The sequence below is a fragment of the Stenotrophomonas sp. AG209 genome (assembly GCF_003550055.1).
GTDB lineage: Bacteria > Pseudomonadota > Gammaproteobacteria > Xanthomonadales > Xanthomonadaceae > Stenotrophomonas.
This window is the reverse complement of sequence record NZ_QXDB01000003.1, coordinates 177,227-191,327: the sequence shown is the minus strand read 5'-3', so window position 1 is coordinate 191,327 and position 14,101 is coordinate 177,227. Positions and strand designations below refer to the sequence as shown.

Genomic DNA, 14,101 nt, shown 5'->3' with positions numbered 1-14,101 from the left:
CGGGAAAGTCACATCCAAGGCTGCGCATTCAACGCCATGCGCGTGGCCAACGCAAACGGGCGGGTCATCGACCCGCCCGTCTCCGCGTCATCAGTGTGCCGGCGCTGCTTACCAGCCGCGATGGCGGCCGCGGTCGTTGTAGTAGCGGTTGTCGTAGTAGCGCTCACGCTGCCAGCGGCGGTCATCGCCACGGTCGTAATAGCCGCTGCGGTAGTAGCCACGGTCGTAACGGCGATCGTAGCGATTGTCGTAGTAGCGGTTGTCGTAATAGCGACGGTCGCGGCGGTCGGACGTGGTCAGGTTGCCGATCGCGCCGCCGGCCACGGCACCGCCGACGGTGGCCGCAGGGTCGCCGTTGGAGAGCAGGTTGCCGGCCACGCCACCGACCACGGCGCCGACCAGGGTGCGCTTGTCCTTCCTCGACATCGCGCTGGCATCGCTGACCACGGCGACACCGGCCACCAGTGCCAGGGCCATCGCCAGACCACGGAAGCTGAGTGTGGAAGTACTGAGCATGTTCGGTTCTCCTGTGAGGTGCATGCCACGCTGGGCAGGGAGGGCGCGGGGCGCCCCGGCTGCCGTGGAGACCACGCTGGCGTTCCAACATTGCCGGAACATTGCCTGGCCTACCGGGCGGCTTGCGCATTCATCTAGCGGCAGGCGGCATGAAGCAAGGCTGAAAGCGGCCTTGGCCGCTCAGCTGGCAGAAAGGGAAAGGGCCGCGCATGGCGCGGCCCCTCCCGGTCTGCAAGGCGCTGCGGGCTCAGATGCCCATGGCCTTCTGTGCCTGGCGGGTCTGTTCCTGCTGCGCGTCCTGCTGCTGGTGCAGCACGTTCGGCGCGCCGTGCACCGCGCCGCTGCTGAGCGCCATGCTCTGTTCGCTGGCGGTGCGGGTTTCCACCGCAACGCGGCTGGCCGCCGGGTCACCGATCGTGCCCTGCACGGCGAACAGGCGCTCACCGTTCGGGCTGGGCACCACCGCGTCGATGCGCTGCAGGCCGGCGGCATGCGCCTCCCTGGTCAACGCCGCTGCGGCGCTTTCCAGCGCGTGGCGGTCCTTGAAGGTGCCCGCCGGCATCCGCTCCAGGCCTTCGGTGGCCTGCAGGTACATCGGATTGCGCGGGTGTCGCTCGTCGTTCAGCAGCGGGCGCTCGCGGGCCTCCTTGATCGCATCCAGCGTCTTCGCACCGACGATGCCGTCGGCGACCAGCCCGTTGTCCTTCTGCAGCTGGCGCACCGCCGCTTCGGTATTGCGGCCGAAGCGGCCGTCCTCGACCAGCGGCTTGCCGTCGGCCCCGGCATAGCCGAGGTGGCCCAGCTGCTCCTGCACCTTGCGTACGCCCTCGCTGTGCGCGCCCGGCTTGTACAGCTCGGCGTGCGGGGTGGCGGCGGCCTTGTGCTCGGCGGCAGGCTTACCCTGGGTCTGCTCGTGCGATTGGGTGCGGTTCTCCAGCAGGTCGCGCGCCTTGGACAACGGGTCCGACGCGAACAGCTTCCAGTTCGGGTGGTCCTTCACCTGCTTGAGGTAGTCCTCCACCGGCATGGTGTGCACGCCCTTGCTGCCGGTGGACTGGCTGATCAGCAGTTTGTCGGTGTTCGGGTCGCGCACCACCATCACGATGTGGTCGATGCCATTCCAGTGCTCGTGGCGGGTCCTGGCCGTATCCAGGCCGATGACCATGCCTTCCTTCAGCGCACCGGGCTTGAGGATGGCGTCGCGCTCGAGCAGTACGCCGGACTGTTCGACGGCCTTGTGCACGATGCCGCCGGAACCGAGGTTGCCCAGGTCGATGCGGTCGGCCTTGCTGAAGACAGCGTGCCCGGCCTTCTGGTTGATCTCGTCCATGGTCCGGTTCTGCAGGGTGCCGACCCAGCCGGAGCAATCGATGTAGCCCTGGTCCACGTTCTTGCCGGTCTTGCCCGGCACGTACAGTGCGTGGCCCGGGATGTTGATGGCGTACTTCACATCGTCGTACTTCACGCCGGCGTCGTAGGCGGCGTGCAGTTCGATGCCCGGCTTCGGCGTGGCGGCAGCCGTTGCGGTCGCCGCCAGCGTGGCTGCAGCAGCGCCCACTGCAGCGGTCTGCGCTGGGGTGGCCGGAGCCTGGGTCTGGGTCTGGCCCGGTGCCACCGCCTGCGGTTCGATGTGCTTTTCCGGGATGCTGATCGCCGCGTACTTGTGGATGTAGTAGCTGGAGAAGGTCCGCGCCAGGTCGCCGTCGTTCATGCCACGCATCTCGGCCAGGGTGTGGCCGGTCAGGGCCTTGGCATCGGAGCCGATCTGGTTGAGCACGTTGCGGCGCATGTTGATCTCTTCGCCATGGCCGTTGCGGACCACGCCGAAGGTGCCGGTGGCGATCGCGGTCTGCACCGAGCCGTAGCCGGCGCTGCCCTGCTGGTGGGCCAGGTACAGGTCCAGGCCGGTCGGCGTGTCGCCGCCGGACAGGTACGGGTGCCCGGTGCGCTCATTGCGGCGCGCCATCGAGCCCAGGTTGTCCTGGTACATCTGCGCGGCGGCTTCGGTGTTGCGGGTCGGGTCGAACTCATGGCCGGTCAGGTGGTACTGGCGGGCCGAGCCGGGCACGAACTGGAATAGGCCCTTGGCCCCGGTCGAGGTGTTGTGGGCGCGCTCGTTGAAGGTGCCGCCGGTCTCGATGTGCGCGAAGCGCATGAAGTCATCGACCGGAATGCCCTTCTGCCGGGCGACCTGCTCGACGATGTCCAGGACTTCCTTTTTGCTGTAGTCATGCTGTGCCATGACGTTTTCCTCGGGGTTGATGGAGCGGCCGATGCCGCGAATCGCCAACCGGACTCATCCGTGAGTCAAGAACATGTCGGTCAACAGGTAACCCGCCTGCGGCGGATGGAAATCAGGGCGCGATGTACTGCTGGGCCTTGCTGTCGAAGCGGTAGCGCACGGTGTCGCCGGCACCCAGCGCGCGGGTCTTGCCCGGGGCTTCGATGGTGGTGCCCTTGAAGGTCACGGTCAGCTGCGGCAGGCCGTTGCCGTCGGCCACGAAGGCCAGTTCGCCGTCGCTGTCGGTGCACGGCATCACGTTGCCGTCGTCGCAGGCCGCGCTGTTGTCTTCCCCGGTGCGCACCGAGCCGACGTAGCGCCAGACCTTGCTGTCCAGGTCGTCCTCGCTGCGCTTGGGGTTGAACAGCAGCAGGGCGTAGCCACTGCTGCTGATGCCGCGGTCGAAGCTGCTGGTCGGCACCGCCAGCAGCAGGCGGCCGTCGGCGGTGCGGTGTTCGATCGGCTTGCGCCGGGTATCGACGTCGTCGGCCTTGTCGTAGGCGCCGAGCGCACCGATGGTCCATTCCTGGCCACGGAACTTCCATGGCTTCTTCGCGTCGCTGCCGGCCAGCACGAAGGTGGCTTCGGCCAAGTTGGCGCGGTCGTCGGGGCCGGCCGGCTGCTGTTCGCCCGGCTTGCCGTAGTGCTCGCGGGTGTCCCAGGAAAAACCGGTGTAGTAGGTGGTGCCGTCCAGGGTGAAGCTGTGGCCGAACCAGAAGGTCGCCACGCTGCCGTTCTGGACCTCATAGGACGTCGCACCATCGCCATCCACCTGGTAGATGAAATACATCACGGTCGGCGCGTCGGGCGGGGTGACGGCGGCATCGGGAGAGGGGTTCTGCATCGGGGCAACATCCTGTCGGGGCGCTTTGGCAGCCTGCGCAGGCGCAGGCTGGGAGGACGAGGGGGCCGGATCGGCGGCGCTGCAGGCGGCAGCGGAAAGGGAGACGAGCAGGCACGCCGCGAATGCGCGCAGGGGCCGCAACGGCAGGGTCCAACGTAGCTCGGGGGGGGACTGCATGCGCCTCTCCATGGTCAGCGTTGCCGGGCCAGACGGCCGGCAGGAAGCCGCACCCCATCCACCAGGGACGGGAGCGAGGACATGAGCCGGTCGATTCCTTCGACCTCGCATTGAGAACTCATGCCCGCCCATCTTGGCACAGATCCGCAGGCCGTCAAAGAGGGGTGCGGCAGACAGGGCTGTTATGTGAAGTGCGTCTCAGATCTTGCCGTCACGCAGATAGTCGAACAATTCGGCGTCGCCCTTCAGCCCCAGCTTGAGCATGGCGTCGCCTTTCTGCCGGCTGATGGTGCTGACGCTCTTGTGCAGCTGCAGCGAGATCTCCTTCACCGTCATGCCGGTGCCGAGCAGTCGCAGCACCTCCACTTCGCGTGGTGACAACGGCTTGCCGTCGCCCTCGCGCATGCGCCAGCTGCCGGCCGCGTCCACCCGCTCGCGCAGGCTGCGGCTGATGTAGGGCTGGCCGCGGTAGACCGACTGGATGGCCTGCGGCAGCTCGTCCATCGACGAACTCTTGTCGACCAGGCCGAGCACGCCACTGTCGAGCACCATGCGCAGGATCGCCAGGTTGCTGGAGACGCTGAGCATCAGCACCGGCAGGTCGGGATGGCGGCGGCGGATCATGCCGATCATGGCGAAGCCATCGGCCTGTGGGCTGCCCGGCATGGAGTAGTCGGTGACCAGCAGGTCACAGGGTTGGTTGGCGAGCAGGGTCATCAGCGCCTGCGCACTGTCGGCCTCGCCGACCACGCGGCCCACGCCGCTCGACTCGATGACGGCGCGGGTACCAATACGGACCACGGGGTGATCGTCTGCGATGATGATGCGCAAGCTCATGCTCTAGTATGGCCATCGGGCACGCCGGACCGCGACCATCGCGGTCCCTGGCAGGATTCTAGGAGATCGACGCAGATGCGTAGGTGGGCTGTTCGCGGGCTGCTCCTGCTGCTGGCGGTGCTGGCCCTGCCCGTGGCCCAGGCACAGCCGGCCCCTGGCCTGCTGCCGCTCAGCCCGTTGCAGCGCGAATACCTGGTGGCGCATCCGACCATCGTTGTCGGGCAGTATGACAGTGGCTGGCCCCCCTTCGAGTCCCTCCGTGATGGCGAACAGGTCGGCCTGGGGCCGGACTACCTGTCGCATCTTGCACGCCAGCTCGGCGTGAAGGTCGAGATGCGCCGCTATCCCGACTGGACATCCGTGTTGGATGCGACATGTCGTGGCGAGATCGACGTGGTGATGAATGTCGGTCTCAGTGCCGACCGCACCCGCTGCATGGTCTATACCGCTGCGTATTCCGAAGCGCCACTGGCGCTGGTGGGGCGACCGGCGGACCTTCGTGCGTCCGAGATACCCGACCTGGATGGCCTGCGGGTGGTGATCGAGCAGGATTTCCTGACCGGCCCGCAGGTACGCGCGCGTTTCCCGCGTGCCCGCCAGCTTGTCGCAAACGACACGTTGACAGCGTTGCAGATGGTCAGAGACGACAAGGCCGATGTTTACATCGGCAATGCCTTCGTCGCCACCGAGCTGATCGCCAGCCGACGCCTGCAGGGCGTGGCGCTGCTGCGACCGAGCGACCTTCCCCCCGAACGGCTGCACTTCGGCATTCCCAACGGCAAGCAACCCCTGGCTGAAGCCCTGGACCTGGCGCTGGCTGCCACCAGCCAGGCCCAGCGGGATGCGCTGGCGCAACGCTGGCTGCCCCCTCCGCATTGGTCGGCATCAGCGCAGCTGGCGCTGAGCCAGGCCGAGAAGCGTGTGCTGGAGCAGCCGCTGAAGATCGGTTTCGCCCCGAATGCCGCGCCGCTGTCGTTCACCGGCGAGGATGGCCGGCCCAGTGGCCTGGCCAGCGAGTACCTGCAGCGCTTGATGCAGGCGGGCGCCAACCTGCAGATCGAGAACAGCCACGACTGGTACGAGGTGCGTGAGAAGGCCCGCCGCGGTGAACTGCAGGCGGTGATGGGCATGCCCGCGGATTCGCGCTACCTGGGCCCGGATTGGGTGTTCAGCCAGCCCTTCATCAGCGTGCCGAACGTGATCGTCACCCGGACCGATGGTCCGGCGCTGCTGGGACTGGCCGACCTGCAGGGCAAGCGCGTACTGCTTTCTGATCCGGAGCGCCTGCGCCGCTACGTGCTGCAGCAGGCACCGCAGGCCCGGATCATTGCTGCGCGCAGCGCCGAGCAGGCCCTGCAGCGCCTGCTCGATGGTGAAGCCGATGCCTACGTCGGCAATCTTGCGCTGGTCGATCACCTGCTGCGCAGCCGTTTCCCGGCGCGGCTGCAGGTGGCGGCTCCGGCAGGCTTCAATGACCAGCTGGCATTGGCGGTGGATCGACGACATGCAGCGCTGGCCACTACCTTCGACCGCCTGTTGCTGCAGATGACCCCACGCAAGCGCGAAGCGCTGCGCAGCGCCTGTCTGGCCGTGGAGTACCGCAACGGCGTCAATTGGAACAACGCGCTGCGGTGGGGGATACCAGTGCTGCTGGTGCTGCTGACCGCGATGCTGGTGCATGGTGTCGGCCATTGGCGATTGCGCCGTGAGGTGGCCGGACGCCGCCAGCTGGAGCAGCGCCTGGCCGAGGTGACCGACAATCTGCCTGCGGTGGTGTACCAGGCACGTCGCGATGCCGATGGCACGCTCAGCTTCCCGTTCATTGCCGGCGACCTGCCTGCCTTGTTCGGTATCACCCGGCAGCAGGCCGAACAGGACGCGAGGGTGTTGCTGGAACGCATCGAGGAAGAGGACCGCGCGCACATCCTGCACTCCATCGAGCAGGCCGCGCGCCAGTTCGCCCCATTGATCCTGGAGTTCCGCCTGCGCAGTGATGGGGAGGGCGCGCGCTGGGTGCGCAGCCAGGCCCACCCCTATGCCGCCGAAGAGGGCGCGGTGATCTGGAGTGGTTACTGGGTGGACGTGAGCGAAGCGCGGATGCAGGCCGACGCCCTGACGGCGGCGAAGGCGGAGGCGGAGCAGGCCGCCGAGGCCAAATCACGCTTCCTGGCCACGATGAGCCATGAGATCCGCACGCCGATGAGCGGCGTGCTGGGCATGCTGGAAGTGCTGGCGCATTCCCCGCTGGACAGCGAACAGCAGCGCATTCTTGGCGTGATCGAGGATTCGGCGCAGATGCTGCGGCAGATCCTCGACGACATCCTCGACTACTCGCGGCTGGAAGCGGGCGCAATGCGCCTGGAGCCGGTGCCGCAGCCGCTTCGGCCCCTGCTGGAAAGCGTGTGCCGACTGCTGTCCGCACAGGCCAGTGCGCGTGGCCTGGCGCTGCACGTGCAGATCGACCCACAGCTGGCCCCCGCCCACGAAGTGGATGGGGTGCGACTGCGCCAGATCGTGTTCAACCTGCTCAGCAATGCCATCAAGTTCACCGCACAGGGCGAAGTACGCCTGCAGCTGGAGGTGTTGGGCCCGACCAGCGAAGACGGTGTGCAACCGCTGTGCCTGAGCGTCACCGACACCGGCATCGGCATCGCGCCGGAACAACTGCAGCACCTGTTCGCGCCCTTTGCGCAGGCCGGTGCCTACATCCAGCGTGACCACGGCGGCACGGGTCTGGGCCTGAGCATCTGCCAGCGACTGGTGCAGATGATGCAGGGCGAACTGACCCTGCACAGCACGCTGGGCGAAGGAACCCGCGCCGAAGTGCGGATATCGCTGGTGGAGGCCGGCAGCGAGGACGCGGCGGCGCTGCTGGCCGAGCAGGACCAGACCGCGCTGCTGCCCGCCGCGCTGCGCCAGGCACGGGTGCTGGTGATCGAGGATCACCCGACCAACCAGGCGATGATGGCGTGGCGGCTGCAGCAGCTGGGCGTGCCCCATGTGCTGCTGGGCGATGGCCAGCAGGCGCTGGACCGCTTGTCGACGGAGTCCTTCGATCTGGTCATTACCGACTGCCGCATGCCGGTACTCGACGGGTTCGGCTTCACCCGCCTGCTGCGCGAGCGCGAGGGCCGTACCGGCCAGCCGCGGCTGACGGTGCTGGCGCTGACCGCCAGCGTGCTGGACGACGATGCGCGCCGCTGCCGCGAGGCCGGCATGGACGAGGTGCTGGCCAAACCGCTGTCGCTGTCCACGCTGCGCACCGCGTTGCTGCGTTGGCTGCCGCAGGCACAGGGCCAGTCGTTCGAGGCGCCGGTGCAGGAGGCCGTCGCCGACGACGATGAAGTGCTGCCTGATCTGGCCACCCTGCAGCAACGCTATGGTTCGCGCGCGGTGGCTGAGCAGCTGCGTGACAGCCTGTTGCAGGCCAGCGAAGGCGATCTGGCGGCCGTGCAGCGCGCCGTGCAGGCCGGCGACCGCGAGACCGCGGCGCTGCACCTGCATCGCCAGGCGGGCGGCCTGGGGGCCATCGGGGCAAGGGCACTGGCCGGGCAGGCCAATGCGCTGGTCGAGCGCCTGCAGGATGCGGCGGAGGCCGATCCGGCGCCGTTGTTCGCCGCCGTAACGGCGTTCGTGGTGCGGCTGCAGCAACAGCTGCAGCGCCTGGCTCACTGAGCCGACTGCTGCTGCAGGTAGGCGATCACCAGGGCGCGGCGTTCTGCGCTGGGGAAAGCGTTGTACATGCGCGTGCCCGGCACCAGGTGCGTGGGTGACTGCAGGAAGGTATCCAGGGTCTGCGCGGTCCAAGTGATGTTGGCGCGGCGCATGCCGTCGGAGTAGCCATAGTCGGGCAGGCTGCCGGCGCGGCGTCCGATCACGCCGTGCAGGTTCGGCCCGAAGCGATGGATGCCACCGGGCTGCACGGTGTGGCAGCCGGCACACAGTTCGAACGCGCGCTGCATGGCCTGTTGCTGCGCCTGTTCGGGCGTGGCCGGCACCGCGGGTGGGCGCTGGCAGGCCGTGGCGAGCAGGGCCACGGCAACGGCGATGAGCAGGCGGGAGGCACGCATGGTCGGGCAGGATAGCGGTGCGGTGGAGCGGCCGGGCTGCGACACGCGGTCGCAGCCCGGGGCGATCACATGCCCGAGTAGTTCGGGCCGCCACCGCCCTGCGGCGTCACCCAGACGATGTTCTGGGTCGGATCCTTGATGTCGCAGGTCTTGCAGTGCACGCAGTTCTGCGCGTTGATCTGCAGGCGCGCGCTGTCGGCTTCGCCGACGAATTCGTACACACCGGCCGGGCAATAGCGGGCTTCCGGGCCTGCGTACTCGGCCAGGTTCACCTTCACCGGAATGCTCGGGTCCTTCAGCGTCAGGTGGCTGGGCTGGTTCTCGTCGTGGTTGGTGCTGCTGAGGAACACCGAGCTGAGGCGGTCGAAGGTCAGCACGCCATCCGGCTTCGGGTAGGCGATGCGGGTGTGCTTGGCCGCCGGTTCCAGACAGGCATGGTCCGGCAGCGTGCGGTGCAGGGTCCACGGTGGGTTGCGTACGCCCAGCTTCGGCAGCAGCCACTGCTCCACGCCGGTCATCAGCGTGGCCACGGTCTGGCCCTTCTTGAACCACTGCTTGAAGTTCTTGGCCTGCTGCAGCTCGGTGAACAGCCAGCTGGCTTCGAAGGCCTTCGGGTAGGCGCTCAGTTCATCGTGCTGGCGGTCGGCAGCCAGTGCATCGAACGCGGCATCGGCGCACAGCATGCCGGTCTTGATCGCGGCATGGCTGCCCTTGATGCGGCTGGCGTTGAGGTAGCCGGCTTCGCAGCCGACCAGCGCGCCACCGGGGAACACGGTCTTGGGCAGCGACAGCAGGCCGCCGGCGGTGATCGCACGCGCGCCGTAGCCGATGCGGGTGCCGCCTTCCAGGTGCTTGCGGATGTCCGGATGGGTCTTGAAGCGCTGGAACTCCTCGAACGGGCTCAGCCACGGGTTCCTGTAGTCCAGGCCGACCACGTAGCCGATGGCGACCTTGCCGCCGTCGGCGTGGTACAGGAACGCGCCGCCATAGGTATCGCTGTCCAGCGGCCAACCGGCGGCGTGCACCACCAGGCCCGGCTCATGCTTGGCCGGGTCGATCTGCCACAGTTCCTTGATGCCGATGCCGTAGGCCTGCGGGTCCTTGCCTTCGTCCAGCTTGTAGCGCGCGATCAGCTGGCGGCCGAGGTGGCCGCGTGCGCCTTCGGCGAAGATCGTGTACTTGGCCTGCAGTGCCATGCCGCGCTCGAAGGCCGGGCCGATGCTGCCGTCCTTTTCGATGCCCATGTCGCCGGTGGCCACGCCGATCACTTCACCGTTGTCGCCATACAGCACTTCGGCGGCGGCGAAGCCCGGGAAGATCGCCACTTCCAGCGCCTCGGCCTGCTGCGCCAGCCAGCGGGTCACTTCGCCCAGGCTGATGATGTAGTTGCCTTCGTTGTGGAAGCACTCCGGCAGCAGCGCGTGGGGGGTGCTGCGCGAACCGGTCTCGCTGAGGAACAGGAATTCGTCGCGGGTGACCTTCTGCTTCAGCGGTGCACCGCGCTCGGCCCAGTCCGGGAACAGCTCGGTCAGCGCGCGCGGGTCCATCACCGCACCGGACAGCACGTGCGCGCCCGGCTCGGAGCCCTTCTCCAGCACGCACACCGACAGTTCGCGGCCGGCCTCGACCGCGCGCTGGCGCAGGCGGATCGCGGTGGCCAGGCCGGCGGGGCCGGCGCCGACGATCACCACGTCGAATTCCATTACTTCACGCGGGGGCAGGGCGTTGGCTTCAGCGCTCATCGATTGCATGACTCGTGGGTAGGGCCGGCATCGGGGCCACCGGCGGTGCCTGGGAATCGCGCGTGCAGCCACGAGCGAAACGGTTGTTTGAATGTGTCAGGGTACCGGGCCGCGCGTGATCGAGCTAGATCGCCGATGTTCACGTCATGATTGCTGCGGTGCAGCGTAATGCTCGTGGCCGGGTAGGTGCCAACCTGGGTTGGCACAGTGTTTCACCGCCCGGACCCGCTTCCGTGTGGACCAAGGTCCATACCTACCAGACGCGATGCTTGCGGATGACCGACAATGGCCGGGTCCTGACTGCGTGTGAGTGCCATGGCTTTGCATCCGTACGATCTGTTCGATGTCCGTTCCCTGCTCAACGAGGAAGAGCGCGCGGTGCAGGAGAGCGTCGCCCGCTTCACCAACGAGCGCGTACTGCCGATCATCGGCGATGCCTTTGACCAGGCCCGTTTCCCCTCTGAACTGGTGCCGGAGATCGCCTCGCTGGGCCTGTTGGGCGCCACCCTGCCAGCCGAGTACGGCGGCGGCGACCTGGGTGCGGTCAGCTATGGCCTGATCTGCCAGGAGCTGGAGCGCGGCGATTCGGGCCTGCGCAGCTTCGTCTCGGTGCAGAGCTCGCTGTGCATGTACCCGATCTATGCCTACGGCAGCGAGGAGCAACGCCAGCAGTGGCTGCCGGCGATGGCGCGCGGTGAGCTGATCGGCTGCTTCGGCCTGACCGAGGCACACGGCGGTTCCGATCCGGCCAGCATGAAGACCCGGGCGGTGCGCGACGGCAGCGACTGGCGCATCAGCGGCAGCAAGATGTGGATCACCAGCGGCCCGGTGGCCGACCTGGCCATCGTCTGGGCGCAGACCGAGGACGGCATCCAGAGCTTCGTGCTGGAAAAGGGCATGGCCGGCTTCACCACGCAGGAGATCAAGCACAAGATGAGCCTGCGTGCGTCGCTGACCGGCGCGCTGTTCTTCGACGACGTGCGCGTGCCCGACAGCCACCGCCTGCCGAACGTGAAGGGCCTCAAGGGCCCGCTGGGTTGCCTGACCCAGGCCCGCTACGGCATCAGCTGGGGACCGATCGGTGCCGCCATCGCCTGCCTGGATGAAGCACTGGGCTATGCCAAGGAGCGCGTGCTGTTCGGCCGCCCGCTGGCCGCCACGCAGAGTGCGCAGATCAAGCTGGCCGAAATGGCCCGCCGCATCACCACCGCGCAGCTGTTGGCGCTGCAGCTGGGCCGCCTGAAGGAAGCCGGCCAGCTGCAGCCGCAGCAGGTCAGCCTGGCCAAGTGGAACAACTGCCGCATGGCCATCGACATCGCCCGCGAATGCCGCGATCTGCTGGGCGGCGCGGGTATCACCACCGAGCATGTGGCGATCCGGCATGCACTGAACCTGGAATCGGTGATCACCTATGAAGGCACCGAGACCGTGCACCAGCTGGTGATCGGCCGCGAACTGACCGGCATCAACGCGTTCTGAGTGCACCGGTAGCGCCGGCCGCTGGCCGGCGTTGCCGAGTAGGGTGGGCGACATGGGACGCCTATCCGGAGATGCAAGCTGAATGAAGAACAATCCCGCTGTAAGGCTGCTGTGTCTCTCGCTGCTTTTCCAAGCCTCCGTGCTGCAGATGGCGTGGGCAGGCGACAGCGATCATGGGGCATGGACAGGCAGCTATTCGCAGGCGAGCGATCTGTGTACCGAACCGGGCAGCGGGCGTAGTTGCCGCGATGGGTTCAGGGACAGCCTGTCGATTGTCGAAGAATCACTGGGCTATAGGGTTGAGCTGCACAGTATCCAGGCGATGCAGCACGTCTGCTCCTTCGTGCTGCATATGAAGCCAGAAGGCGGAAAGCTGATTCACCAGTCCGAACTAGGCACAGTGGTTATCGAGCAACATGCAGGTGCGCTGAGAGTCTCATCCGGCGGGATCGACCCGACGGCAATGGGCTTGGGCTTGTGCGGCACGCATGCTGATATTGATGGTCTGGAGTTTCCTTCTGCGGGCAATCGCACGCGTTCCAGGCAACGCAATGGCGCCCGCTCCTGATTGATCCAGGCGGAAGATATCCACGCATGGCGTGGATCTACTGAGCGGCTGTTGGGTCCGCCTTGAAGCGAGCCGAGCATCGCAGGTCCGGCGGGGGCGAAGAGGCGCGGATGTCTGAGCGCAGCGAGTTCCGCGCCATCCCCCGGCGGGCCGAGGAGCGCAGGGTACCGGTGCGCAGCACCGGCTCGCGGATGGCGGCGCGTTTCTTTTGGTTACTTTTCTTTCCGCGCGGAAAGAAAAGTAACGCCCATGAACGCATGCGCCCGCCACAGCAATTGGGCAGAAGAGAGACGCGTGGCGTTACGCGCCGCCGGCAAACCCGTGCTGCCGCCACGCTTCGTACATCACCACGGCGACGGTGTTGGAAAGGTTGAGGCTGCGGTTGTCCGGCCGCATTGGCAGGCGCAGGCGGCGGCCATCGGGCAATGCATCGAGCACGTCCTGCGGCAGGCCGCGGCTTTCCGGGCCGAACAGGAAGGCATCACCATCTTCAAAGGCCACGCTGTCGTAGCGCACGCTGGCCCGGGTACTGAGTGCGAACAAGCGCTTTGGTGCGATCCGCGCCAGCGCGGTGTCCAGGTCGGGATGGACCTGCAGGCGCGAGTACTCGTGGTAGTCCAGGCCGGCGCGCTTGAGCTGCTTGTCTTCCAGTGCGAAGCCGAGTGGCTCGACCAGGTGCAGTTGCGCGCCGGTGTTGGCGCAGAGCCGGATCACATTGCCCGTGTTGGGCGGGATTTCCGGTTGGAACAGGATCACGTGGAACTGGGGCGCGGCATTCATCGGCGCAGTGTACCTGCGACGACCGCCGCCTTTACGGCGCACGCCCTGCGCTGGGCAGGGCGGCACCGGTTACGGGCGCAGCAGGACCTGGGCGGTTTCGGTGGCCAGGGCCTGCAGGTCGGCGGCGCTCGGGCGCACCTGCAGGGCCGGCAGGTTGATGATGACCGAGTTGGCGACGTTGGTGGCAGCGGCAGCCAGGGTGGCGGCGTAGCGCTGGGCTTCCAGCTCGGCGGCCAGAGCGACGCGCTGTTCCAGGCTCGGGCGCACCTCCACCGAGGCCAGGGTGGTGATCGGCATCGCGGCGGCGACCGGGGCGGCGACGTAGCCGTTGCGCTCGGCCAGCTGGTCGGCGCTCGGACGCACTTCCACGGTGGCCAGGGTCGGGATGCCGCTGGCCTGTTCCCAGGCCTGCTGGGCCAGCTGGTCGGCGGCCGGGCGGACCTGCACGGTGGACAGGGTCTTGATGGATTCGGAGGCCTGCACCGACGAAACAACCGCGGTGCCGGCGATCAGGGCGATGGCGATGGCAATGGTCTTGGCGTTCATGACGGGGCCTGTTTAGTGTTGGTGATCAGTGGTGTGGTAGTAAGGTAGTACACCGATTCTGGGCTTGCAAGGAAAATTTTCGGTTTCCTGCATTTGTTCAGTCTTCAGTCAGCTTTCGTCTGAAGCCCTTCCTGGCGCAGGAAGTACCAAGCAATCCTCGTGCCAACTTTTAGTTGTTGATTTATAAGGTTTTTATGTTCATCGAAAAGTGTCCGGTGGGCGGACACCTGTCCATTCGATGTGCCGCGGACACTGTCCGGA

Annotated in this window: 11 protein-coding genes; 3 read left to right on the top strand and 8 right to left on the bottom strand. The window is 67.1% G+C overall.

Going from position 1 to position 14,101, the window contains the following annotated elements; all coding sequences use genetic code 11:
* Positions 1 to 108 precede the first annotated feature (108 nt).
* The 4 genes from DFO63_RS15990 to DFO63_RS15975 form a co-directional block, all read right to left on the bottom strand.
* The gene (locus tag DFO63_RS15990) at positions 109 to 516 is read right to left on the bottom strand and encodes a glycine zipper 2TM domain-containing protein (RefSeq protein WP_014035547.1); all 408 of its coding nucleotides are present in this window, start codon (positions 514 to 516) and stop codon (positions 109 to 111) included.
* A gap of 247 nt (positions 517 to 763) precedes the next feature.
* Positions 764 to 2,758, bottom strand: coding sequence for a peptidoglycan-binding protein (locus DFO63_RS15985; protein ID WP_101766365.1), 1,995 nt, complete (start codon positions 2,756 to 2,758; stop codon positions 764 to 766).
* A gap of 112 nt (positions 2,759 to 2,870) precedes the next feature.
* The gene (locus DFO63_RS15980; protein WP_119007346.1) at positions 2,871 to 3,641 is read right to left on the bottom strand and encodes a hypothetical protein; all 771 of its coding nucleotides are present in this window, start codon (positions 3,639 to 3,641) and stop codon (positions 2,871 to 2,873) included.
* A 375-nt stretch (positions 3,642 to 4,016) separates the two neighbouring features.
* A complete protein-coding gene (locus tag DFO63_RS15975; RefSeq protein ID WP_014035550.1) occupies positions 4,017 to 4,655 on the bottom strand; it encodes a response regulator transcription factor in 639 nt (212 codons plus the stop codon).
* Positions 4,656 to 4,730: 75 nt separating this feature from the next.
* On the opposite strand from DFO63_RS15975, the gene DFO63_RS15970 reads away from it, so the two are divergent.
* Positions 4,731 to 8,330: a transporter substrate-binding domain-containing protein gene (locus DFO63_RS15970; protein ID WP_119007345.1), complete on the top strand. Its 3,600-nt coding sequence runs from the start codon at positions 4,731 to 4,733 to the stop codon at positions 8,328 to 8,330.
* Here DFO63_RS15970 and DFO63_RS15965 read toward each other — a convergent pair.
* The gene (locus DFO63_RS15965) at positions 8,324 to 8,725 is read right to left on the bottom strand and encodes a c-type cytochrome (RefSeq protein WP_101764694.1); all 402 of its coding nucleotides are present in this window, start codon (positions 8,723 to 8,725) and stop codon (positions 8,324 to 8,326) included. The genes DFO63_RS15970 and DFO63_RS15965 overlap by 7 nt on opposite strands.
* 65 nt (positions 8,726 to 8,790) lie before the next feature.
* Positions 8,791 to 10,467 carry an electron transfer flavoprotein-ubiquinone oxidoreductase gene (locus DFO63_RS15960; protein ID WP_119007344.1) on the bottom strand — a complete coding sequence of 559 codons (1,677 nt, stop codon included), beginning with the start codon at positions 10,465 to 10,467 and terminating at the stop codon, positions 8,791 to 8,793.
* Positions 10,468 to 10,782: 315 nt separating this feature from the next.
* Here DFO63_RS15960 and DFO63_RS15955 point away from each other — a divergent pair, with 315 nt between their 5' ends.
* Positions 10,783 to 11,946, top strand: coding sequence for an acyl-CoA dehydrogenase family protein (locus DFO63_RS15955; protein WP_119007343.1), 1,164 nt, complete (start codon positions 10,783 to 10,785; stop codon positions 11,944 to 11,946).
* Positions 11,947 to 12,028: 82 nt separating this feature from the next.
* A complete protein-coding gene (locus tag DFO63_RS15950) occupies positions 12,029 to 12,514 on the top strand; it encodes a hypothetical protein (RefSeq protein WP_101764696.1) in 486 nt (161 codons plus the stop codon).
* 300 nt (positions 12,515 to 12,814) lie between these two features.
* Here the strand turns inward: DFO63_RS15950 and DFO63_RS15945 are convergent, their stop codons facing one another.
* Both DFO63_RS15945 and DFO63_RS15940 read right to left on the bottom strand, forming a co-directional pair.
* The gene (locus tag DFO63_RS15945) at positions 12,815 to 13,294 is read right to left on the bottom strand and encodes a tRNA (cytidine(34)-2'-O)-methyltransferase (RefSeq protein WP_005407625.1); all 480 of its coding nucleotides are present in this window, start codon (positions 13,292 to 13,294) and stop codon (positions 12,815 to 12,817) included.
* A gap of 69 nt (positions 13,295 to 13,363) precedes the next feature.
* Positions 13,364 to 13,840 (bottom strand): hypothetical protein, encoded by a 477-nt coding sequence (locus tag DFO63_RS15940; protein ID WP_101764697.1) that lies wholly within the window; start codon positions 13,838 to 13,840, stop codon positions 13,364 to 13,366.
* Positions 13,841 to 14,101: the final 261 nt, after the last annotated feature.